The following is a 24,442-nucleotide window of genomic DNA, read 5'->3' as shown; positions in this document are numbered from 1 at the left end:
AAAAAGTCAGTTATGTTGATAAGAATTTACTTAATATGACAAATTATTCCTACCTCTTGTCATAAAGAGATTGTAGGATTGCAGGGATGAACAAGCGTTTTTATATCCTCCTTACACAATGGCTCGCCGCCCTGCTTCTGTTAGCCGCCTGCTCCACCAAGCAGCCAATGACAGCCCAGATAGAGCAGCAACCGGCCCCTGATCCCGCGGTCTATCCTGACATTTCGCATATGTCAGCCGATCAGCGCAGCCAATTGTATTTCAGTATTCTGCTGGCCAATATAGCCAGTCAGCAGAACCTGGAGGAAATTGCCCAAAGTAATTTTTTAGATTCGGCAGAGCGCACTGGTAGCATCGCGCTTGCTCGTCGAGCTGCAGTAGCAGCCTTAGAAAAACATGACTATGACCAGGTCAGACAGGCTCTGTCCATCTGGTTAAAACAGGCTCCCGAAGATCCCAATGCCCACAAAGTAAAACTACTGACCTCGGTAGCGACTCAGGATTATGTGGCTGCCAATGACGAACTGTTCCAACTGTTGAAGCTATTACCGCCTTCAATGGATGAACAGCTATATCAGCTGGTTCAGGTCACCAGTTATCAGGACAACGCTGACTTTGTACATTATTTTAACCAGGAATCTACTCGACTGAACCATCCAGTATTAAAGGCATTGGAAGCTCATTTACTACTTAACAGCCATAATCCACAGTTTTATCAAAGCAGAATTCATCGCCTGCTGGATAAGGTGTTATCAGAACACAAAACCTTCCTCTCAGCGATCGAGCTCAAGGGTGAAGCCCTGGCCCTCGAATCGAGCGATAAACGCGCAAACTACCTTAATCAGATTGTCGATAGTCGAATTCTAGATGCTGAACAAACATTTGAGCTGGGCGAGCTTCTCTATACCCATAAAAATTATAGCGGTGCAGTTAAAGCCTTTGAGCAGGTTTTGCGCAAACAACCTAAGAACTATCAGGCTCAATTCCTGATGGCGGGCAGCTTGTACGCGATGGAAGAATATGCCGAAAGTTCAGATAATTTCTGGCAACTTGCGCGCAAAAACTTCAAAAAAGACATAACCAGCTATTATTGTGCTGACTCCGCACTACGCAATAATGATCCGGTTCGCGCTATCAGCTGTTATGAAATGGTGCCTCCAGGTAACTACTTTTACACTGCCCGAACTCGTCTTGCCCATCTACTCCATGAACAAGGCAACTGGCGTTATGCCATGCAAAGTCTGGAGCAGGCGCAACAGATGGTCAGCCTGCAGGAAAAACAGCGCTTATTACAATTTGAGATCAGTTTTCTGACCCAGATTCAACAATACGATCTGGCTGCCGAGCGCATAGAAAGTGCACTGCTGATCGAGCCCAATAAAACCTCACTCTATTACCAGAAACTGCAACTTCTCAACCAGACACAATCTGTCGAAGATCTGCTGGAATCGATCAGGCAGTTACAGGCCAGTGTTGAAGATGAACAACTACACAAAGAAATAACCATTATTGGCGCTCGGATGTTACAAAGTCGCCACAGCTATCTGTCTGCTTACATGTTGCTGGAAAAAGAAGTTAAGCAAATGCCTGATGATATGGACCTGCTGTATGTTAAAGCCCTAGCTGCCGAACCACTGGGTTACTTCCAGCAGATGGAGCAGGATTTGCGGACAGTCCTGAAAATTAAGCCCGATCACCACGATGCCATGAATGCACTAGGCTACACGCTAGCTGATATGAACCGATCGTTGGACGAAGCTCAGCGTCTTATCGAAGCTGCTTATCAGCACGATCCTGAAAACAGTGCCGTACTCGACTCCATGGGCTGGGTCCAATACCGTTTGGGAAATCTCCAAAAAGCGCTCGAGTACTTACAGTTGGCTTATCAAAAGCAACCTTTGCCGGAAGTGGCAGCCCATCTTGGCGAAGTACTCTGGGTCATGAGCGAGAAAGAAAAAGCCACTGAAATCTGGCAGAGAGCTTTACGCCAAAATCCTAATAACCGCTACTTGATGGAAGTTCTTCAACGTTTCCCAGAAGCCCGGGATGCTGGATAACTCCCTTTAAAGATAGCTCAAATCCCTCCATGCATGTCATCCTGAATTTAATTCAGGCGACCGAAGGAAGTGCCCTCGGGTAATCTGCTTTTTCTATAAGCATAAGGCCTATAATATGCAATTGGCGCTACCCCACCCTATAAGAGCAATAAGAGCAGATTCCAAATCTAGTTTGGAATGACAAAACTTTCGGATAGTGCAAATCTCCAACAACCTGCCCTATGCCCACCCAAAGATGCATACTGCCCCAAAAACAGGCATAATCCAGCCCATTGGGGCTGAACAGTATTACCCCAGTCCTAACTAATTCATGAATACAACAATGAGAACCTTTGGATGAGTTTATTATCGCGCGCCTTATTAATCAGTGTTGCACTATTCCTGACCGCTTGCGAAACCTTGCCGGAAAAACAGGACACCACTGTGTGGGATGACCCTAAGTGGCAACAACAATATAAAAGCCTGAAAACCATCAAAGGATTTACCGCCCAGGGCCGTATCGGTATAACTCAGCCGGAGGATAGCTTCTCGAGCAGTATCATGTGGAAGCAGGCAGCCCGCGACACTCTAAATGTCCGTATGTATGGCACATTTGGAACTACTTACGTGTTGCTCGATATCACTCCACAACTGACAACACTTAAAACTGGCGATGATCAGCACTTCGAAGGTTACAACGCCGAACAGCTTTTATACGACGTTCTGGGTTGGGATTTACCGGTACACTATTTGCAAGACTGGGTACTTGGTTTGCCAACCGGCATCAATCGTGATGATCTAAAAATTAATGCAGATGGTACCTTGCAGGAGCTCAACTATCAGGATTACCAGGTTCTCTATCAAAGATACGACAGCCACCCCTGGCATCATGATAAAACCCTGGCCCTGCCCCAGAAGATCAAAATTACTCAAGGCGACAACAAAATTATTTTGTCATTGCGTAGCTGGGATCTGACCTTATGAGTTTTACCAGAACGACCGGTAGCTTTGATGAAGAGGGTTACAGCTTTTGGCCCTCGCCGGCCAAGCTCAACCTTGAGTTAAGAGTGCTTGGACAGCGACCAGACGGTTATCATGAATTGCAAACCCTGTTTCAGCTATTAGACATCGGCGATGACATCTGGATCAAACCCAATGACTCTGGCGAACTGACACTGGACAGTGAATACAACGAAGTCCCCAGCGACCAGAACCTGATTATCAAAGCCGCCAGAATCCTACAGCCATTCTGCAAAAGTTCATCTGGCGCTGATATCAAACTAACCAAGCGGCTACCTTCCGGTGCAGGACTTGGTGGCGGTAGTTCCAATGCCGCAACCACATTAGTTGCCCTCAACCAGCTATGGAGTTTGCACCTCGATCAGCAACAATTGATTGATCTGGGAAGACAGTTAGGTGCCGACGTACCCGTTTTCGTAAATGGACATAGTGCTTGGGCAGAAGGCATTGGCGAACTTTTAACCAACACAGAAATCCCTGAAAAGTGGTATCTTGTTGTCTATCCAAACGTTCATGTGAATACCGGCAAAATTTTTTCACATTCAGCGTTGACAAGAAACGACAAACCCATTAAATTACGCGCCACTCGCGAAGGGAGTTTGCCTGAAGTTGGTTACAACGCCATGCAAACACTGGTTCTCGAACTTTATCCGGAGATAAAAGAAGCCTTTGAGCATCTGTCTCAATACGGAAAAGTGATGTTAACCGGAACCGGAAGTTGTCTCTTCTTAACCTTTGACAACGAGCGAGAAGTCCGTAAAATAGCGGCTCTGTGCAAGCAGCGCTGGCTAACTTTAGAAGCTAGAGGTATCAACACCTCCCCGCTAATAAAGTAAACAATGCAGGGGTATCGCCAAGCGGTAAGGCAGCGGCTTTTGATGCCGCCATTCGTTGGTTCAAATCCAGCTACCCCTGCCATCTTCTCTTCTTCCAGCTTTTATTCTGCTTGCTGTAACTTTTGGGGCTAATGTTACAGGGCTTTTCGATGTCTGATTTAATGCTTTTCAGTGGTAATGCCACACCTGATCTCGCCAAACGAATTTCTGATTACTTAAACGTACCACTGGGTAAAGCGCATACCGAACGCTTTAGTGATGGTGAGTGCAGCGTCGAAATTCTTGAAAATGTTCGCGGTAAAGACGTTTTCATCATTCAATCTACTTGCGCACCAACCAACGATAACCTGATGGAATTGATCATCATGGCCGACGCACTCAAGCGTGCATCAGCCAAGCGTATCACCGCAGTTATTCCTTACTATGGTTACGCTCGCCAGGATCGTCGTGTACGTTCAGCGCGTGTACCAATCAGTGCTAAAGTCGTTGCTGATATGATTAGCGGCGTAGGTTTCGACCGAGTTCTTACTGTTGACCTGCACGCCGACCAGATTCAGGGTTTCTTCAATATTCCAGTAGATAACGTCTACGCAACTCCAGTACTGCTAGAGCACATCCAATCCAATATCGCCGGTAAAAACCTGATGGTTGTATCGCCTGACGTTGGCGGTGTTGTTCGTGCTCGTGCAATTGCAAAACGCCTAAACGATGCAGACTTATCGATTATCGATAAGCGTCGTCCTCGCGCAAACGAAGTCAGCGTTATGAACATCATCGGTGATGTTTCAGGTCGCGACTGTGTGATCGTTGACGATATGGTCGATACAGCTGGTACATTGTGTCAGGCTGCTCAGGCGCTTAAAGATCACGGCGCAAATAGCGTTTATGCTTATGCAACTCACGCTGTTCTATCAGGCAAAGCCATCAGCAACATTACTGGCTCAAGCCTTGATAAACTGGTTGTGACAAATACCATACCGCTTTCAGATGAAGCGCAAGCGTGTGAACGTATTGAGATTCTTGATCTGGCACCACTATTGGGTGAGTCAATTCGTCGTGTAAATACCGAAGAGTCGATCTCAACCATGTTTCTAGATTAAGATTTAGAACCAGTGATACAAAAAAAGCAGGCCTCGGCCTGCTTTTTTTTGTTTGTGTAAAAGTACTCATGCCTGGGTTTAATTCAACCGACTTCTAACGATTGCAAACGCCTCCTGCAAAACAGGATCTGAATCAGTCTCAACCAGTGGGGTTTTAATCACGATATCCGGCGTCACACCATCACTCTTCCTATCGCCACTGGGTCTAATTATATGTGCCTTTGGAAAACCAACATTAATATCAGTATGGGTTAGCTTGAAGTTCTCCATGGCTCCATAGGTTGTTGCCAGATCAGACGTTTTCTCTCCAATAATCGTGGCAAATCCGTAATCCTGTACCTGAGCAGCCACCGTCACCGCATTAGAATAAGAGTGGCGATTAATCAGAACATACACCGGTTTGTCGAAAGGATTGCTAACCGGTTTCACTAACGGAAACTCAAGCTCAAAAATATCGCCTGGCTCCAAGCCCTGATATGCATCCTGATACTGCTGAGAAACAGAGGTTCCCGAATCATTCTCTTGCCGATGGTCCATTCGCTCTTCGTTGGCCGCAATAAATTCCTCGCTGAGTTTGACGTTAAACTCTGAAGCAAATTTAAACGGCTTATCAGCAAATTGCTTTACCATCAGATCGCTAAATGAATTATCGCCACCAGGATTGTTGCGAATATCAATCAACAGAGCCTCAATATCTTTTTCTCTAAAGTGGTTAAATGCCTCTTCAATAAACTTGGCAAACTCACTATTATCCCAAACGTTATCTGCATCCGCTGAAAAGTTAAAAAACGGCCCAGGTCTTAAATAGCCAATTCCCTCAATCACCTCAAAGTTTCTCTCCCAGCTGAGTTGCAACAACCCTTCCTGTGCTTCAATTCTGGTCAGCAACTCTTGGTGCGTTACTGCCTTAATTTCTGCTTCAACAACTTTCTGCCCTTGTCTTAATGTGACATTAAAAGTAGCTTGTGGGCCAAACTCGAACCAGAGATATAGAGGCAACTCTAGCTCCAAAAAACCATTAAAAATGTAATCGTTATCTGCGGACTTGAATCGTCTTAAGCGCTTAAAGAGCTGGTCTACAGGTTCTCCGTTAATAGCCAGCAACTCCATGCCCACAGAAACATCTGGATGATCGCTGTAGTTCTCAGCAACAAACACCTTGCCATCAATCACTTTGATATACAGTGGAAATGACCTACCACCCTGCTTTCGATACTCACGATAATCGTCAGATGGTAAATCAATTCTGGCGTGAGCGATTTCGCCAAAAGCTACGAACTCCTGAAATAACAATCGAATCTCAGACTCGGTCATCGAATCTTTGATACGACTCTTTAGCTTTTTGAACAATTGATCGTACTCAGCCTGAGTTTTATTCACATACAAATCATAGTGCGCGACTTTCAGTCGTTGGTACAACTCGTCAAAGTCCTCTTTTACCTGCGCTGCGCTATAGGCTTTATCAGCCTTTATGTCGCTCGCACCCGCTGACAGAGGAATAGCAAAGGCCAGTGATACTGCCACTAAAAAAGACTTTATTGTTCTTACTACTAACATGTTAACTTGCTCCTAATATAGGTCATCGGTCAAAACAAGCTACTATCCTGATACCGAGTGGCTATAATATCCTGAACTTTGTCTCTCATTTCTCTGACTTTTTTATCCCTAATGGATAATGGCATTTAAAATCAATGGGTTAACAATACTAAAATGGAAAACCAAGAAACATTACAAATATTGGACTGGCACTGCAACCTTTCTACTGGAGAGATCAGCAGTGGCCATGAAACACAAACTTTAGAGCCCAAAGCCATCGAGTTATTATTTTTTCTCGCCCACAATCACTCTACTGTATTACACAAAGATCGCATTATGGAAGCGGTCTGGAATAATGCCGTTGTGAGCGATGATGTGTTAGCAAAAACCATATCAAAGCTTCGCAAAGCCTTGGGGGACGATCCAAAGGACCCGACATATATAGAAACCCTGCCCAAACGCGGCTACCGCTTTAAAGTTGTACCGACCACAGCAGAAACGACAGTCCCACTCGAGGAGTCGAAGCCAAACCGCCGTAAATTCTTTCTACCGATATGGCTCTTCATTATGGTTGTCTCCCTGATAACCGTCTTCAGCCAACGCAAAGACGAAGAACAGAATAGCGCTGTTCAAGAGCAGGAGCTCAGCCCAGAATTGCAGAGTTTAAAGGAACAGGCCGATACCTATTATTTTCAGTACACTCGAACTGATAACGAAAACGCCATCAAGCTCTATGAGCGGATCATTGCTGCAGAGCCTGAGTTTGGTCCTGCTCAATCAGGCCTGGCCAATGCACTGGTGCAAAAAGTCCTGCGCTGGCCGAATGAACTTGGCACTCCGGATATTGATCACTCATCGCTGACTCAGGCGCATCAGGAACAGCGCCTATCCAACCCCGAAGCCAAACTCTATTTATCAAGAGCCGAAGCATTGGCCGAAAGAGCCGTTCGACTCAGTCCCAACGATTATTCGGTTCATCGTTCACTGGGATTAGTCTACGCTGCCCAGGAGAAATATGCAGAAGCTGAGAAGCATTACGACAAAGCCATCGAGCTCAACCCTAATGCATGGGGTGCCATGATTAACAAGGCAGAGATTGCCCAGTTAAATGGTGATGATGAGTTGTATTTGCAATTAATGGAGCAGTCCTATCGCGCCATGACCGAAGTGTATGACGAACAGATTGCCAAGGTTCGCCCCTGGTATCCGCGAATCGGCGTTGCCATCGGCGACAAATATGCAGAACTCAATGAGCTGCAAGAAGCAGAAGTCTGGTATCGAACCGTACTCAACTACTCGCCACTCGACAAAGAGGCTAATCTGGGACTCATGAACCTGATGCACGCCAATGGTCAGCGCGATTCATACCAGGAAATCTGCCAACGCATCAGGTTATCCATAGATCCTGAGAATACCTGCGATGAGGGGCTTTAATCTTAAAAGTCACTGGATCCCGCGGTCAAGCCGCGGGATGACAGAAGTATTTAAAGCTCTGCTGTAGGGAAAAGATTAGCTCTATAAGATATTCAGGATCGTCCCTGTAATCAAACAACCTTGACTAATAACCTCTAGCTCGTCATCCCGCGGCTTGAGGGTCTGCCCCATAGGGTACCGCGGGATCCAGTGCCTTTAAACAAAACAAGACAAGTACCCCTTAATGGGCAAGCACACAGGCATTGCCCCTACCACCTCAATTGCCTAAAAAACCACACAGGCTTGTCATTCCGTGCTACGACACGGAATCTGCTCTTACTCACAAAGCATACTCGATTCCGGATAAAATCCGGAATGACAGATCTAAATAAGCCCCTACCCCCAATTGGCTAATAAATCCACATTTTCCCTAGCTTCTGCGACCCTTGCTGTTGTATAATTTCGCACCATTTTTGGGCCAATCCGGTTAAATCGACCTAAAACCCAAGAATTCATGCCTGTCTTTGGTCGCGAAGCCAGGTTTATACTAACCCTCAACTTGTGGAGTAACACAATGAGCGAATATATTTTTAACGCTGAATTGCGTAGCGATATGGGGAAAGGTGCGAGCCGCCGCCTACGTCGCGAAGCAGACATGATTCCTGCTATCGTTTACGGTGGTAAGGAAGAACCTAAATCTATTTCTTTAAATCACAACCAGATCATCAATATGTTGGATGAAGAAGCTGTTTATTCTTCAATCATCAAATTGGACATCGCTGGTGAAGTTGAAGAAGTAGTGATTAAAGACATTCAGCGTCACCCTTTCAAACCTAAAGTATTGCACATGGACCTTAAGCGCATCGTTCGTGGTGAAATCATGAACGCGACTGTTCCATTGCACTTCCTTAACGAGAAATCAGCTCCTGGCGTTAAAGCTGGCGGCGTAATGTCTCACCAAATCACTAGCGTAGAAGTAGCGTGTCGTCCACGTAACCTACCTGAGTACATCGAAGTTGACCTAGGTGGCTTGGATCTTGGTGAAACTATCCACTTGTCAGATCTAGTATTGCCAGAAGGTGTTGAACTAACAGCACTTCAAGGCGAAGAGCACGACTTGTCTGTAGCGAACGTTGTTCGTCCAAGTGGCCCATCTGAAGATGAAGAAGCTGAAGCAGAAGCGGCTGATGAAGCAGCAGCAGAAGTTCCAGCATCTGAACAGAAAGGCGACGAAGAAGCAGGCGAAGACAAAGAGTAATCTTTGGCTCCTTAGCTAAGTCGGCCATTTCTGGCTATGATAAGACCTCGAAATCCTTTTTAAGGGCAACCATTTCGGGGTCTTTTCTTTAAAGCCCTTTTTTTTAAATTTTAACGTTTCTTAACTTTGGGGAAATTGCGCAGTGTCCAGCATCAAGTTAATTGTCGGTCTGGCTAACCCAGGCACACAATACGAAGGCACCCGCCACAATGCCGGAGCCTGGTATGTGGAAGAGCTCGCGCGCGCCTATTCGATTCCCCTAAAAGTTGAAAGCAAGTTTCATGGACTCTATGGCAAAGGGTTTATCGACGGTCACGAAGTGATGCTGTTGATCCCAACCACCTTCATGAATCTTAGCGGCAAAGCCATACAGGCGGTTGCCAACTTTTATAAAGTCGAGCCAGAACAGATCCTGGTCGCACACGACGAACTGGATATTCCTCCCGGTACCTTGAAGCTCAAGCGAGGCGGTGGTCACGGCGGTCATAATGGCCTGCGCGATACCATCGGCAAACTGGGAAACAATAAAGAATTCGTACGCTTACGAGTCGGCATCGGCCACCCCGGCCATAAAAGCCAGGTCACAGGCTATGTCCTCGGTAAGCCAAGTCCGGATGACCGTAACGCCATCAACATTGCGATTGATGAAGCGGTACGCGAAACCGGCACCGTATTGAGCGGAGATTGGGACAAGGCAGTACAGCGTTTACACAGCCTGACCCCACCCGCCAGTTAACCAGCAACACAACCTAAAGAGATGACGTCATGCCATTAAATTGCGGTATTGTAGGACTTCCGAACGTTGGTAAATCAACACTTTTCAACGCACTGACCGATGCGGGCATTGATGCGGCAAACTACCCGTTCTGCACCATCGAGCCGAATACCGGTGTCGTGCCGATCCCTGATCCACGTCTTGATGCGTTGGCCAATATCGTTAATCCACAGCGCGTATTACCCGCGACCATGGAATTCGTCGATATCGCCGGTCTGGTTGCTGGTGCGTCAAAAGGTGAAGGTCTGGGCAACAAGTTCCTGGCCAACATCCGCGAAACGCATGCGATTGCCCACGTAGTACGCTGCTTTGCTAACGACGACGTGGTCCACGTTGCCGGTAAGGTTGACCCTATCGCCGACATCGAAACCATCAACACTGAGTTAGCGCTGGCTGACCTTGAAGCGGTTGAAAAACGCATCCTGAAAACCGCTAAAATCGCCAAAAGCGGCGATAAAGAAGCCAAAGCTGAACTAGCGGTATTGGAAAAAGCCAAAGCCTGCCTTGATGAAGGTAATGCGCTGCGTACGCTGGATCTGGACAAAGATGAGCAGAAAATCATGCGCAAATTCCAGCTCATCACCAACAAGCCAACCATGTATATCGCCAACGTCAGCGAAGATGGTTTCGAAGACAACCCATTGCTCGATAAAGTTCGTGAATTCGCTGCCGCCGAGCATTCCGAAGTGGTTCCAATCTGCGCCGCTATCGAAGCTGAAATTGCTGCACTGGACGACGAAGACAAAGTCGAATTCCTTGCTGATTTAGGCCAGGACGAGCCAGGCCTTAACCGCGTAATTCGCGCGGGTTACAACCTACTCAACCTGCAGACCTACTTTACGGCAGGCGTTAAAGAAGTTCGCGCATGGCAGGTCAAAGTGGGCGCAACTGCACCACAGGCTGCTGGCGTAATCCACACCGACTTCGAAAAAGGCTTTATCCGCGCCGAAGTCATCGCCTACGACGACTACATCGCAGGCAACGGCGAAGCGGGCGCTAAAGAAGCCGGTAAATGGCGCTTGGAAGGTAAGGAATACATCGTCCAGGACGGCGATGTCATGCACTTCCGTTTCAACGTCTAGAGCGGGATCAATTCAAGCCAGAATTTTCGCGATACTTTTTATAGACAGGGGCTTGACAAGAAGCCCCCAAATCACGAAAATACGCGCCACTGAATTATGGCTATGTAGCTCAGCTGGTTAGAGCACAGCATTCATAATGCTGGGGTCGGTGGTTCAAGTCCACCCATAGCTACCATATAAAAAGAAAGGCTTACAGAGAAATCTGTAAGCCTTTTTTGTTGGCTGGGATTTTGTAAGTCCACCGTAAGTCCAAGATGTGAGTTTGATTTGCCCTGACCCCATTAATTTCCAATTAATTAATCAAATAAAATCAATAAACTTAGCCTTAGGACCTTTCATGGTGAAAACTAACTGAAACGAAACATTCTTATTCATAAGGTTATCATCATCAATGCAGTCATTAAAGTCGTCTTGGTGAGCAAACACTGTATCACGCAGCTCATTTGAATAAATGAAGTAAAAGTTCCCATGGTCTTGTTTTATATACCCGCTATATATTTTTGGGGCTCCGCTGGAATCAAGAACCATCCCCTTTTCATTATTCTTCACACTTGAGGATACCCTGGCAACTTTTAAATGTGAGAATATTTCATATGCTTTTGAATGATCTCCATAAAGATATTGATGCCTTGCATACCATAACTGAGCTAAGTAATTTCCGTCAAATTTAGCAAAGCTACGCTTTAAATACGTTTCGATTTGAGGCAACAATCCATCATCATTTTTTTGGATCAATATCTTTGCTATTTCGAAATTAATAGCCATATTATTAGGCTGCTTTGATAAAGTATTACTTAGAATCTTTAAGGCACTTTCAGTGTCACCTGATTTGACAAGGTTTCTTGCATGCCGAATTGCAACATACGAATTTTCAGAGTTGATGGAATACGCTTTTTCTATTAGATCTTTTGCTTTATCGAAATTCTGCAAAAACCCCTCTAATTCAGCCTCTACCTGTAAAACATGAGGATCTGACGGGAACAATTGTAAAGCCTTGCTAATGGTAGACTGAGCTTGTTTGACTGTGTCAATAATTACTTCGTCTTCAACAACACTTTCTACAATATCTTTCATGTCATCTAGTTCATTTAACAATGCTCGCAAATAACCAACATGACTCCTTGAGTCCTTAGGCTTCCCAGACATCAACTCCCTAAATATGACTTTCGCATTCTCTCTATATTTATTTTTTAAAAGAGTATTTTTCTCAATCTTTGCGATACGCCTTAAAATTGTTCCCTCAGTATGTTTTATAGCTTTATTAGTGTCTCCATACTCAGAATGGCTCTTCGCCTCAGCAATAAATTGCAATGCGCTATTTAGATTTCCATTCATATGGTGAAGTTCGAACATGGCTTTCTGATGGTTAATATGCGAAAGGTCAGCACCAATATCTTCAAAAATTTGATAGATACCCATAGCATATGATTTATCAGTGAACATGTTAGCAAGTTTCTTGCCGGCAATAATTTGCCTAAATGCTTCATTGTCTGATGTATAGTCAAGATTCATTTTACTAGCCAACCTCATTATCTGCTCGTATTTCTCTTCTTGACTTTCAATAGTGTAATTAAAAACAATTTCTGCAATATACGGATGTCTTGATGAGTAAGCATAATCCCTAGAATAATAATCCATAAACACTGTTACCACATGCTCAAGAGGAGCCAGAAAGTTTCTATTGAAATCTTCAATTTTCACTCCTGAAACTCGAGATATCAATCCAGCACGAACAGGGACATCAAGCCTATTTAAAGTACAAATATCTTTATAAATTATTTTGGCCTGAGCAGGCACGATACGTTTAAATTCGTCAACTATTATTTCTTCAAAGGTTTTTCCCGAAGTAACTTCATGCAATGCAACCAATAATAATTTATCAAGCTTTTCCTCAAAATGAGTAACTAACTCCGATTCTGTATAACTATTTAAAACACTATCTTCAAAACACTTATATTTAGTAAGTTTTTGTACTAATGTAGGGATAACTTTTACTGATAACTTTCCAAGTTCAAATGTATTATCAATTAACTCATCACACTCATTTACGTCTTGATTCCATTCGTTATTTCTGGCCGATACTATTATCAGAACATTCAAGTTTGTGGATTTAATGGCATTCATCAACTCAACAAACTCAGATGAAGAGTGCAAAACATCATCAATTACAAGTATTACTCTCCTATTAAACGCCCCCAAAATTTCCATAATTAAATCAACTCGAAGAACCCCCCCTTTGTTTAAATAAAAAACAGGCTCATCAAAATCAAAAGCCATACTCCAAGAATAACGTTTAAGAACTATTGTTTTCCCACTTCCGGCAAAACCCTTAAGCAATATTACTGTTGGCTTTTTTTCATCTATCAAATCTATAGATGCTGATATAATTCTATTACAAACCTTTCTTTCTACATCTAAGCCTTGATGTATCCCCCCCCAGCCTTTGTCTAACCCCCTGTAAAAGTCCTTTGGAGAGACACCAGTAACTTTCATTTCACTATGTATAAATTTAAATTCTGTATTTATATATTCAATTGCATCATTGGTTATTTTTATATCCTGAGGTATGTATTTGTAAACAGCATGTTCTCGTTCATCATATGCCGTTAGTAAGTCATACTTCCTAGTATCTATTTCACTTTCTAAAAACTCAACAAACTCTTCAAGTGTAGCTTTAATAGGATGTATCCTATGCGAAGACCACATTCTCATATCATAGATATTAAGACCTGGGTCAACTGTCACATACATCTGTCGTTCAATATTGCTATCAGTTAAATCAAACAAGATAGAATTTATATTGGGGTCGCTTATTGAATAGCCTATGAATATTATCGGTCTGTCTCGAGCACTTTCACGTAAATGCCTAAATAACTTTATTCGATTTTTTTCATATTTGGCATATTCTTCAGTGGTTAATATTAATGGATTCTGTGAGTTAATATCTGTAATACATCCGTGCAATTTAAAGTATGGAACATTCTCTTTATCTTTTATTATTTCACTAAAGCTTTGTTCGTCGGATAAGATTGGAGATAACTGCTGCTGTCTTTGTTGATTTCCAGAGTATGCATTTTCTAAAACTAAATCATAATTTGTAGTGAATATAGAGTGCCATTTGAAGTTTGAAATTGCACAATGATAAGATTGTGGAACTAGATGTATTAGCCGGTCTTTGATGAACTGCTCTACAACCCTTCGACTACTTTCATTCTTTGCATAATTTGCAACTGTTGTTAACGGCTTATCCTTCATCTCCCCATCTAGATATTCATCACATAACTCATCCCTTAGCTGTTCTCCTGATGGGGGCGTATTTCCATTCGGACACATAGCTCCAAAACTAAAGCCAGAGCCGAGAAATAAAATCGCATTACCTTTTTCAATTTGTTGCTTTATATAGGCAGGAAACTCTTCTTTATTTATACTCTTTGTCATGATTGTCCTATTAGTTTATATCTATTCCATATAATCACATTAAATGCATTGGTTTATTCTCTCTTCAATTTAGCTAAATGAACTCACCTAAATTCGCACAAAACAATGTATACCACGTCACATTTTTTTACAACTGTACATTTAATGCACAAATGCATTGCAACATATTGAATACAGAAGGGAATTAATGCGGTTTGAGTAGATTTTCTTTCTAATCGGCCTTAATTTCAAAGCCATCATCGATTGGTTCTACCTGACTCCAGCCTTTTATTTTCACCACCTCAAAGTCTGTCTTTAGTTGCGGCTGCATTAAGTCAGTAAAAGCATCGGTATTGTGAAACTCTGGATCAAGCCACATGTCGAGATCGTTTTCAGGGATCATGAGCGGCATGGCTTTGTTATGGATGCCTTCGAGTTTGGGGTGTGGAGGAATGGTGATCATGGACGCGGAGTTGACAGGATTGTCTTCGTCGCCCCAGTTTTTGAAGAGTCCACCGAAATAGATGGGGCTGCCGTCGGCGGGTTTTAACAAGTGGTAGACTTTATTCATGCCTTCGACAAAGGCGCTTGCTGGGATAATGCAACGACTTTCGCGATATGCGCTGGTGAAGGATTTTTTAAAGCCCTGCCCTTCGTACCAGCGGCTGTTAAAGGAGGTGTATTTACTCGCTTTCCATTGACCGTCTTTTTGTTCGAGCAGGAATTGCCAGAGGGCTTTATTGACCTGATTGTCTTGTCCATTGTTATGAATAATCTGAACCGGGTGGTAACAGCGAAAGGTTCCCAGCTCGAGAGGAACCTGCAAGTCGAGGGTCTTTTCGATTTTTTTCGCTGGCTTTTTATAAAGCTCTACCAGTCCGCACATGATTAACACTCCCTGATTTTTTTCCATCATAGCGAAAACTGGTTTAAAACTCATTATGGGAGAAAAGATGTGTTAAGTGCCCTTGCATAGGATGACATAGCTTTTGGATTTGGAGTTATTAATTAAAGAACCAAAGGCACTGGATCCCGCTATTACCTAAAGGTATTTCCTACGGTCACAGTAGCGGGATAACAGGAATATTTTGCAGATTACGCGTTTAGAGCTCTAGATCTTTCTTGCTCTGAACTTCTTGCCTTTCATTTTACCGTTGTTGAGCAATTGCACTGCGGTTTCCAGCAATGGCGTTTTAACGGCAACATAGGCCCAACTGTTGGCGACCTGGATCTTGCCGACATCGCTACCTTCGATTCGGTAGTCAGCGGTTAGCGCACCGAGGATATCGCCGGGACGAAGTTTCTGTTTTTTTCCGCCATCGATCTGGATGGTCGACATCGGCGGTCTGAAAGTGGGTTCTTTCAACAGCTGTCGATCAGGCAATGGTTGTGTGGTGATTTCCTGTCCAAGATAGTCAGCCAGTCGAGCGAGCTTGTGACTTTCTTTATTGATGACAATAGAGCAGGCATGGCCTTTATTTCCGGCACGGCCAGTTCTTCCGATGCGATGCACATGTACTTCGGGATCGCTGGCGATGTGGTAGTTGATGACCAGATCTAGTGAGTCGATATCCAGTCCGCGCGCGGCAACGTCGGTCGCGACCATGATCGACACGCTGTTGTTAGAGAATCGGACTAACGCCTGATCCCGTTCTTTCTGTTCCAGATCACCATGCAGAGCGAGCACACTGAAACCGTAGTTTTTCAGTTCCTGCGTCAGCTCTTTAACATGATTTTTGGTATTACAGAAAATCACGGTAGAGTCTGGGCGATGTTTCAATAATAACAATCGGACGGCAACCCCGCGTTCGCCTTCGTCACTGATTTTATAGAAATCCTGCGCGATGCTGGCGTGGGTATGTTTGTCTATCGACTGCACCAGCACCGGCTGTTTCATCACGCGCTCGGCGATGGATTGAATTTGCGGTGGGTAGGTCGCACTGAATAATAAGTTCTGACGCTGAATCGGCAGTTCTTCGATGATGGTGTCGAGCGCTGGCTGGAATCCCATATCGAGCATACGATCGGCTTCGTCCAGCACCAAGGTTGTGATGCCTTCTAAATCCAGCGTCTGCTTTTCCAGATGGTCCACCACCCTGCCCGGAGTTCCGACCATGATATGCGCGCCATGTTTTAGTGAATCAGCCTGAGGTCTCAACGGGGTGCCACCGCAAACGGTTAATACTTTAACGTTGGCAATGGGGCGTGCCAGACGACGAATTTCTTCCGCCACCTGTTCAGCCAGTTCACGGGTTGGACATAACACCAGCGATTGTACCGAGAAGTTTTTCGTATCAAGCTTTTCAAGAATCGCCAGACCAAAAGCTGCGGTTTTACCCGAACCGGTTTTCGCCTGAGCAATCACATCCTTGCCCTCGAGAATATACGGCAATGCTTCGGACTGGATCGGCGTCATCCGTTCGAATCCAAGATCCGCCAGATTGGCAATTAATTCAGGTTGTAAGGCAAGGGTCGAAAAAGCAGCGTGGCTCATGGTGTTATCCTGGTTTTCTACAATGGGTCATGGTTACCGTAATGCGGTAACGGATAGAGCTGAGTGAATCTGTCGGAACTGAATTGGGATGAAGCAGTTTGGGAAAGAAGCAAGGCTCTTAAGCTGTGCGAATTATATACAGTTGGAGGTATATGATAAAGGGATATCTTGGGGGGATTGGGTTTAGTTCTGTCTAGTAATGGTAGGGGCAGTGCCTATGTGTATGTCCTAAAGATCAAAGGCAGATCCTGAATCTAGTTCAGGATGACATGCCTTAAGGAACTTGCACTCTCGTTAAGGTTTGTCATTCCGTGCTACGACACGGACAAAATCGCATGGAGCGATTTTGAACAGCGAAGCTGGCCTTTGGTGAAATACAGGGATGTATTTCATAATCTGCTCTTTTCTTTCAATTCTTTAGGGCAGGCACATAGGCACTGCCCCTCCTCTCAGTTCTTTTCCTATTGCGTCAACGACTTCATATCAATGACAAAGCGGTACTTCACATCGGATTTAATCACTCTTTCGTAGGCATCATTGATGTTCTGGATATCGATCATTTCGACATCCGAAACGATGTTGTGCTCGGCACAGAAGTCGAGCATTTCCTGCGTTTCTTTGATGCCGCCAATCAATGAGCCAGCGATGCGTTTACGCTTCATGATCAGGCCGCCACCGTGGATATCGGGTAGAGGCGCAATCGCACCGACGATGACCATGGTTGAGTCGCGTTTAAGCAGAGCAACGTATGGATTGACGTCGTGTGGTACTGGCACGGTATTCAATAAGAAGTCGAAGCTGTTGGCATGCTGCTTCATGGCTTCTTTATCTTTTGAGATCAGGACTTCATCAGCACCAAGGCGTTTAGCATCCTTACCTTTCTCTGGCGAGGTTGTGATCATAACCACTTCGGCACCCATGGCTTTGGCCAGTTTGACACCCATGTGACCAAGTCCACCCAAACCTATGACACCCACTTTATCGCCTTTCTTAACGTTCCATTGGCGAAGTGGCGAATAGGTTGTAATGCCCGCGCATAGTAACGGCGCGACAGCTTTGGTATCGAGTTTTTCAGAGACGCTTAAAACAAAGTCTTTATCGACCACAATCTTGTCGGAATAACCGCCTTGAGTGATACCACCAGAAACTGGGTCTTCACTATTATAGGTCGCGACCAGACCTTCCTCGCAGTATTGTTCCAAGCCTTCTTCACAGGAATGGCAATGGCGGCAGGAGTCGACCATGCAGCCAACACCGACTAACTGTCCGGCTTTAAAGTCTTTGACGTTACTGCCTACTTCCAGCACACGACCAATAATTTCGTGACCAGGGACAATCGGGTATTGAGTGCCATGCCAGTCATTGCGCGCGGTGTGGATGTCGCTGTGGCAGACACCACAGTATTCAATATCGATGAGGACATCATTCTCGCCAACGTCGCGGCGGTCGATGTCGTATGGAGCTAGATCTTCGGTTGCTGAGGGAGCGGCATACGCTGCTACTTTCATGTCTGTCTCCTTGTTTGTAAATTGACTCAGAGAGGATAACACTTTCGAATGAAAGGTGTGTGAAATTGATTGGTCATTTCTTGGTAGGGGCAGCGCCTGTGTGCCTGCCCGCGAACGTAGGGACAACTCATGAGTTGTCCGTACACTACCGATCTTAAAACTACCCCATAAAATCTTCGAAGAACCAGGCGGCAAAAGCATGACGTCCGGGTAAGTTTGCTTTCTGATAGATTTGCGAGGCTTGCTGACGGACGGACTTTTCTTTAATGCCACGCACTTCGGCTATTTCGTTAAAGCTTAGTCCTTTGAGTAATAGATAGGCAGTATCAATTTCACTACCTGTCAGGTTCCATTCGTCGAATTGTTTACGAATGACTTCGCTGTATTCTTTACGAGCTTCCTGCATTTGAGTTTTCTGCTCCTGCAAAAGTTGCTTACTTTCCTGCAATTCTTTTTCAAGACTGGTAACGGCAGTACGCTGGCTAACAACCTGTATGATGAGATAGATGATGACCAATGCAGTCACCAAAATCATGAAGGCTTCCACATACAAATGGTCAACTTCGGCATGTAGTGTCACATCGGTATAAAGATCCGAAATGTCAAACGCAATGATGACTGTTAAGAATGCGATTAAGAACCAAATCTTACTACTTTTCAATGGGATACCTAAATCTGTTAATTTTGAATAAGACGCACTATAGACAAATGTACCCTATTTAAGTTCCTATCTCCAATGCTCGTTTCAGTGCCCAGGTCTTTTGTCCATTGTTGTAATCTTGGCAAGCCCCATGATTGACCTATATCAATTCGAGTAATGCAACATGACTCCATTTGTTAGAAAGAACCTTGGCTTTTTGGGACAGTTTTTCCTGATAGCCTTAACAATACTTACAACCTCAAGACTGGCTATTGTTTTGTGGCAGTGGTCGCGTATTGGGAGCGTCAGTGATTTTCAAGCCATCTTTATTGGCGGTCTCAGGGTTGACCTGGCTACTTTGTCACAACTGGTATTCTTGCCTGTGGTGGCGATTATGCTTCACGCGCTTACACCATTCAAAGGAAACTGGCTTGCCCGCGGTATTAAAATTTACTGCTGGTTAGCACTGATAGTGTTGGTATTGATGGAGATAGCGACACCAACCTTTATCAGCGAATACGACACTCGCCCTAACCGTTTATTTTTCGAATACCTTAGCAGTCCGAACGAAGTGTTCGGGATGTTGTTTAATGGCTATTTACTGGAAATGGCTATGGGTACATTGCTGTTAGTCGTTACTGGCTGGCTCACTCGTCAGTGGCTGAAAAGCTATGGCGGTGATGTTGCTGTTTTCAGCCCAGCCAGCTCTTTATTAATGCTGCCTTTGCTGGCATTGCTGTTGCTGGGCGCACGCTCAGGTATCCAGCATCGCCCTATTAATCCGGCAATGGTCGCTTTTTCAAATGACCGAATGCTCAATACTTTGCCGCTCAACTCAACTTACAGCGTGATGTACGCTCTTTATCAAATGGGCAATGAGGAATCGGCGGCCAATTTTTACGGTGAAATTCCAGAAGAAACCATGCTACAGGTTATTCAACAAGATGTGTCGGAACTTGGACATCCCGTTTCTCAAGATATGCCAAGTTTGCATACCATGAAGCCCAGTCAGCCTTTTAAGAAGCGCAACCTTATCATTGTGGTTGAAGAAAGTTTGGGGGCACAGTTCGTCGGTTCTCTTGGCGGCAAGCCACTGACGCCAAATATCGACTCATGGCGCAACAAAAGCTGGTTCTTTGACAATCTCTACGCAACAGGTACTCGCTCAGCGCGCGGCCTGGAAGCCATAACCACTGGCTTTTTGCCGTCTCCTGCGCGACCAGTTCTGAAACTTCCCAAAGCCCAGAATAATTTTTTCAATCTGGCTGGCTTGCTTTCTGATTATGGTTACGAAACCAGTTTTATCTATGGCGGTGAAAGTCATTTCGATAACATGAAAGGATTCTTTCTAAATAATGGTTTTGATCTTGCTATCGATCAAAACAATTACAGTAATCCATCGTTTGTTGGTAACTGGGGTGTGAGTGATGAGGATTTGTTTGAAAAGGCGCTTAGTTATCTGCAACAAATTCCTGAACAACCAAAGTTCAGCTTAATCTTTACTTCAACAAACCATACCCCTTTTGAGTTTCCAGATAATAAGATTGAGCTTTATGAACAACCAAAGCAGACGGTAAACAATGCTGTAAAATATGCAGATTATGCGCTGGGTAAATTTCTAAATCAGCTGGAAGCGAAAGGCATTTTAGAAAACTCTGTCGTGTTGGTGGTTGCTGATCATGATGCGCGAGTCTGGGGTGATTCACTGGTACCGATAGAGCACTTTCACATTCCCGGCTTTATCATCAGTCCGGATATTGAACCTAAAGTTGAACAAACGCTGGTCAGTCAGATTGATCTGGCTCCGACACTATTATCATTACTTGGTATTGACCACCAGGTTCCAACATTAGGCAGAGATTTAACGCAACTTCCAGCCAACTACACAGGTCGAGCAATCATGCAGTATGGTGAAAACCAGGCCTACTGGGATGGCGAAGAGGTCGTTATTTTACGGCCAAATCAAGAGCCCATTACTTACCTTTATTCAGCCGGAAAATATAGCGACCAACCTTTGCATGACAAGCAGAAGGAATTGATTGCACTGGCTTATGCGCAATTTGCCAGCTGGGCTTATGATAAACAGAAATATCGATTGAATTGATCAGGGAGTCATGGGGTGAAACAAGCAGGGGCTGAACTTTAGCCCCTGCTTGTTTCACAATATTATCTAGCTGTCATACCTATTTCATATTTTATTTTCTCTATAAATGATTCCACATCACTTCGCATTAATAAGTTTTTGGCAAGGATGACCTTACTGCCGTCTTTTAACATCGCTGTTATGTGAAAGACCTGTTTGTTGCCAACACTCATATTGCTATGGCTCGTGATACTTTGGATATCATCACGATGAATAACTCTTGGTGTTGATAACTGTAAATGACCGGATGAGAGCTGCAGTTGCCCTGCTCTGACAGTCAGTTCACTTCGATATGTGAGTTGTCTTAAGCCCAATACAAATATCAGGGTACCCAGCCCCCCGAATACGATAAAGAACATGATGGGCGCATCACCAAACAAACTAATGCCAACGCCTACCGAGGCAAAAATCAAACCGAACAGGATCATACCCACAGCAAAACTTAAATGCCTGAATGCTGAGAAGTAGTAACGATTACCCTGCGAGGTAACGGAGTCTTCAATGCCAAGATTTCTCCAGCCGTCTGGGCTAACCTGCCCCCCAGAGCCACCTTCAAATGAACGCTCACTAAAGCTGGAACCAAATAGGTCTGTTTCAGACTCGGCCAGAGCAACGCGGTGTGCAACAACAAAACCTGGCAAAGTGAAATCAAGTTTCAGGTCAATGCCGGGTTGCTTACGTTCAATCTGCAATACCCACTCAACTCGATTATTGGGATTGGAATCATCGGATTGAGGCAAGTCTTCCGGCACTTTAAATTCAAATGAATAACTGGAGGTGTTGTGGCCAATGGTAGAGGACGTCACCCTTCGATCATCTTGCCAGATGATTTTCGTTTTGGTGCTGCGGCTTTTACCGCTACCTGTTGTAATTTTTCTCTGACAGCTAAGTGTTACCACTGCTGCTATAGGCTGACCAAATGTTTGGGACAATGCTTCGTCATTTGGGACATTGATAGCACCACGATTGATTCCGCCAATTGCTATCGGGGTTTGTTGCAAGACTAATTCACTCTGTCCGTATTTCTTATGCCGCATGAATGCAACAAAGGCCGCAATCAACAATCCGATGCCAACCAGTGGAAACAGCAATACAATCAGAATCTGGTGCTCAAAGGTTTTGAAATATTCAATCATCGCCATCACTGAGGCTGGTATGGCAATCAGATTCCAGAAAATTGCAAAGCCAAGCAGAACCTTGAAACCGGTGCCGGTTGTTGCCTTGAATCGATTGGTCTGCCACTCTTCTTTCCAATTCCATGGCTCATCGGGATAAAGTTGCTGCAATTCGTTTTGTTTAACCAATTTCTTTTTGGCAAATCGGCCAGCCAGCATAATCCCCAGGCCAATGCCTCCGAACACAATCAAGAAGATCGAGTGGAAACCCAACATGCCCCAACGAATCTCTTTATCGATCACGGCTTCACTGGGATTATCAGGATTGACGTAGGCTGTGACGGTTCTGTTATTTTCTTTCGCCTGCTTTAAGCGGTAATAAAAGTCCTGTTGATAACTGCCAATATTATCAGTGCCAGTGTAGAAGTTAAGCTGGCTTGAAATATAGGTTTGGCCTTCATATTGGTATTGAAAGGCACCATTGACGCCATAGGTGGTACTGTCATCACCGCGAGATATCACCTGCTCAACTCTAGTGATAGTGGCATCCACAGGCTGCCAATCGTTTGCTTGTAATGAACTATAAATGGAAGCCAGCCCAAATAGGAATATTCCCACCCCGACTATAAAAAAGATACCGCCAAAGACCGTTAAGCAACCTGCTCCCGCCTTATTACCTCGTTTCTTATTATTAACTGATAATTCCATTACTTTATAACCCCAGAACTGCTAAAAGTTTTTTGATTATGAATTCAATGAGTTATCGAAGAATACCACAGATTTGAACTTTGTCTCACATTAGGCAAGGCCGGTTCACTTTGGTAGTACCTCTTTGCCCTCAAAAAACGGTACAATACCGCCATATTTTTGTCCGGAGATTAGTTTTTATGGTTATTAAGCCTAAAGTTCGTGGTTTTGTATGTACCACAGCACACCCACATGGCTGCGTTGCCCATGTTAATGAACAGATTGAATACGTTAAAAATAATATGCCTGCTGATGCAGAAGCTGGCCCTAAAAATGTTTTAGTCATTGGCTCATCAACTGGCTATGGCCTGGCGTCACGCATCGTTTCTGCTTTCGGTTATGGTGCCAAAACATTAGGTTTGTTCTTTGAAAAAGAGCCAACTGAATCTAAGCCAGGAACCGCTGGCTGGTATAACAACCGTGGCTTTGAGATGGCTGCTGATAAAGCAGGCCTTTGGCATAAAAGCATCAATGGCGATGCTTTCTCGAATCAGGCCAAAGAAGACGCCATTAAAATCATTAAAGAAGAAATGGGTAAAATCGATACAGTCATTTACTCATTAGCGTCTCCTCGTCGTCAGGATCCTGAAACTGGTGAAGTTTACAAGTCAGTATTAAAACCTATTGGCGAAGCTGTTACTGAAAAAACTTTAAATACCGACAAAGGTGTTGTACACGATGTCAGTATTGAGCCAGCAACTGAAGACGATATTCAGAACACCATCAAAGTTATGGGCGGCGAAGACTGGGAGCTTTGGATGAAAGCTCTAGACGAAGCTGGCGTACTTGCTGATGGCGTTAAAACTGTTGCCTATACCTATATTGGTAAAAAACTGACCTGGCCTATCTATGGTCATGCGACAATCGGTAAAGCCAAAGAAGATCTAGATCGCGCTTCACATGCTATCCATGACATGTTGCAAAATAAATACAATGGCACAGCTAACGTTGCAGTTCTTAAAGCTGTTGTGACTCAGGCAAGTTCAGCTATTCCAGTTATGCCTTTGTACATTTCATTGCTGTATAAGGTCATGAAAGAAAATGGCGTGCATGAAGACCCGATTCATCAGATTAAAGGCTTAATCATGGACCAGATGTATGGCGATGATGCTATCTATGATGACACTCGTCGTTACCGTTTGGATTTGAAAGAGCTTGATGACTCGATTCAAAACAAAGTCGAAGATTTGTGGCAGATTGCAACTACTGAGAACATCAACGATATCTCAGACTACAAAGGTTATCAGCACGAATTTTTCAAGCTATTCGGCTTTGAAGTGGATGGCGTTGATTATGATGCGGATGTCGATCCTCGCATCTAA

General features: G+C 44.4%; 17 protein-coding genes and 2 tRNA genes. 12 read left to right on the top strand and 7 right to left on the bottom strand.

The window, feature by feature from the left end; translation table 11 throughout:
* Nucleotides 1–86 precede the first annotated feature (86 nt).
* The 5 genes from CW740_RS02840 (at nt 87) to CW740_RS02820 (ending at nt 4,992) form a co-directional block, all read left to right on the top strand.
* Nucleotides 87–2,057 (top strand): tetratricopeptide repeat protein, encoded by a 1,971-nt coding sequence (locus CW740_RS02840; RefSeq protein ID WP_106646108.1) that lies wholly within the window; start codon nt 87–89, stop codon nt 2,055–2,057.
* Between the two features lie 336 nt (nt 2,058–2,393).
* On the top strand, nt 2,394–3,020 hold the full coding sequence (lolB, locus tag CW740_RS02835) for a lipoprotein insertase outer membrane protein LolB (protein WP_106646107.1): 627 nt from the start codon (nt 2,394–2,396) through the stop codon (nt 3,018–3,020).
* A complete protein-coding gene (gene ispE / locus CW740_RS02830; protein ID WP_106646106.1) occupies nt 3,017–3,892 on the top strand; it encodes a 4-(cytidine 5'-diphospho)-2-C-methyl-D-erythritol kinase in 876 nt (291 codons plus the stop codon). Before lolB ends, ispE begins: the two co-directional genes overlap by 4 nt.
* A gap of 7 nt (nt 3,893–3,899) precedes the next feature.
* Nucleotides 3,900–3,974 (top strand) — tRNA-Gln (locus tag CW740_RS02825).
* A 67-nt stretch (nt 3,975–4,041) separates the two neighbouring features.
* Nucleotides 4,042–4,992, top strand: a complete 951-nt coding sequence (locus CW740_RS02820; protein ID WP_106646105.1) for a ribose-phosphate pyrophosphokinase — start codon at nt 4,042–4,044, stop codon at nt 4,990–4,992.
* A 78-nt stretch (nt 4,993–5,070) separates the two neighbouring features.
* Here the strand turns inward: CW740_RS02820 and CW740_RS02815 are convergent, their stop codons facing one another.
* On the bottom strand, nt 5,071–6,549 hold the full coding sequence (locus CW740_RS02815) for a S41 family peptidase (protein WP_106646104.1): 1,479 nt from the start codon (nt 6,547–6,549) through the stop codon (nt 5,071–5,073).
* 153 nt (nt 6,550–6,702) lie between these two features.
* Here CW740_RS02815 and CW740_RS02810 point away from each other — a divergent pair, with 153 nt between their 5' ends.
* The 5 genes from CW740_RS02810 to CW740_RS02790 all read left to right on the top strand — a co-directional run bounded on the left by CW740_RS02810 (nt 6,703) and on the right by CW740_RS02790 (nt 11,231).
* Nucleotides 6,703–7,962 (top strand): winged helix-turn-helix domain-containing protein, encoded by a 1,260-nt coding sequence (locus CW740_RS02810; RefSeq protein WP_106646103.1) that lies wholly within the window; start codon nt 6,703–6,705, stop codon nt 7,960–7,962.
* A gap of 553 nt (nt 7,963–8,515) precedes the next feature.
* On the top strand, nt 8,516–9,199 hold the full coding sequence (locus CW740_RS02805) for a 50S ribosomal protein L25/general stress protein Ctc (protein ID WP_106646102.1): 684 nt from the start codon (nt 8,516–8,518) through the stop codon (nt 9,197–9,199).
* 142 nt (nt 9,200–9,341) lie between these two features.
* Nucleotides 9,342–9,935, top strand: coding sequence for an aminoacyl-tRNA hydrolase (pth, locus tag CW740_RS02800; protein ID WP_106646101.1), 594 nt, complete (start codon nt 9,342–9,344; stop codon nt 9,933–9,935).
* A gap of 29 nt (nt 9,936–9,964) precedes the next feature.
* On the top strand, nt 9,965–11,056 hold the full coding sequence (gene ychF / locus CW740_RS02795; protein WP_106646100.1) for a redox-regulated ATPase YchF: 1,092 nt from the start codon (nt 9,965–9,967) through the stop codon (nt 11,054–11,056).
* A gap of 98 nt (nt 11,057–11,154) precedes the next feature.
* Nucleotides 11,155–11,231: transfer RNA gene (locus tag CW740_RS02790), tRNA-Met, on the top strand.
* 125 nt (nt 11,232–11,356) lie between these two features.
* Here CW740_RS02790 and CW740_RS02785 read toward each other — a convergent pair.
* From CW740_RS02785 to CW740_RS02765, 5 genes are all read right to left on the bottom strand, one after another.
* Nucleotides 11,357–14,494 carry an SIR2 family NAD-dependent protein deacylase gene (locus CW740_RS02785; RefSeq protein ID WP_106646099.1) on the bottom strand — a complete coding sequence of 1,046 codons (3,138 nt, stop codon included), beginning with the start codon at nt 14,492–14,494 and terminating at the stop codon, nt 11,357–11,359.
* A 211-nt stretch (nt 14,495–14,705) separates the two neighbouring features.
* Nucleotides 14,706–15,389: an SOS response-associated peptidase family protein gene (locus tag CW740_RS02780; RefSeq protein WP_157826392.1), complete on the bottom strand. Its 684-nt coding sequence runs from the start codon at nt 15,387–15,389 to the stop codon at nt 14,706–14,708.
* A 195-nt stretch (nt 15,390–15,584) separates the two neighbouring features.
* On the bottom strand, nt 15,585–16,967 hold the full coding sequence (gene dbpA / locus CW740_RS02775) for an ATP-dependent RNA helicase DbpA (protein ID WP_106646097.1): 1,383 nt from the start codon (nt 16,965–16,967) through the stop codon (nt 15,585–15,587).
* Nucleotides 16,968–17,428: 461 nt separating this feature from the next.
* Nucleotides 17,429–18,475, bottom strand: coding sequence for an NAD(P)-dependent alcohol dehydrogenase (locus CW740_RS02770; RefSeq protein WP_106646096.1), 1,047 nt, complete (start codon nt 18,473–18,475; stop codon nt 17,429–17,431).
* Between the two features lie 160 nt (nt 18,476–18,635).
* Entirely contained in the window at nt 18,636–19,136 is a 501-nt protein-coding gene (locus CW740_RS02765; RefSeq protein WP_106646095.1) for a helix-turn-helix domain-containing protein, read from the bottom strand.
* Nucleotides 19,137–19,299: 163 nt separating this feature from the next.
* Here CW740_RS02765 and CW740_RS02760 point away from each other — a divergent pair, with 163 nt between their 5' ends.
* Complete coding sequence (locus CW740_RS02760) at nt 19,300–21,219, top strand: LTA synthase family protein (protein WP_106646094.1); 1,920 nt, start codon at nt 19,300–19,302, stop codon at nt 21,217–21,219.
* Between the two features lie 62 nt (nt 21,220–21,281).
* Here the strand turns inward: CW740_RS02760 and CW740_RS02755 are convergent, their stop codons facing one another.
* A complete protein-coding gene (locus CW740_RS02755; RefSeq protein ID WP_106646093.1) occupies nt 21,282–23,081 on the bottom strand; it encodes a DUF3592 domain-containing protein in 1,800 nt (599 codons plus the stop codon).
* Nucleotides 23,082–23,260: 179 nt separating this feature from the next.
* Here CW740_RS02755 and fabV point away from each other — a divergent pair, with 179 nt between their 5' ends.
* Nucleotides 23,261–24,442 (top strand): enoyl-ACP reductase FabV, encoded by a 1,182-nt coding sequence (gene fabV / locus CW740_RS02750; protein WP_106646092.1) that lies wholly within the window; start codon nt 23,261–23,263, stop codon nt 24,440–24,442.

It is taken from the genome of Kangiella profundi, from assembly GCF_002838765.1.
GTDB classification, from domain to species: Bacteria; Pseudomonadota; Gammaproteobacteria; order Enterobacterales; family Kangiellaceae; genus Kangiella; species Kangiella profundi.
Note: the sequence above shows the minus strand (reverse complement) of the source record. Positions and strands in the feature narration are given on the sequence as shown.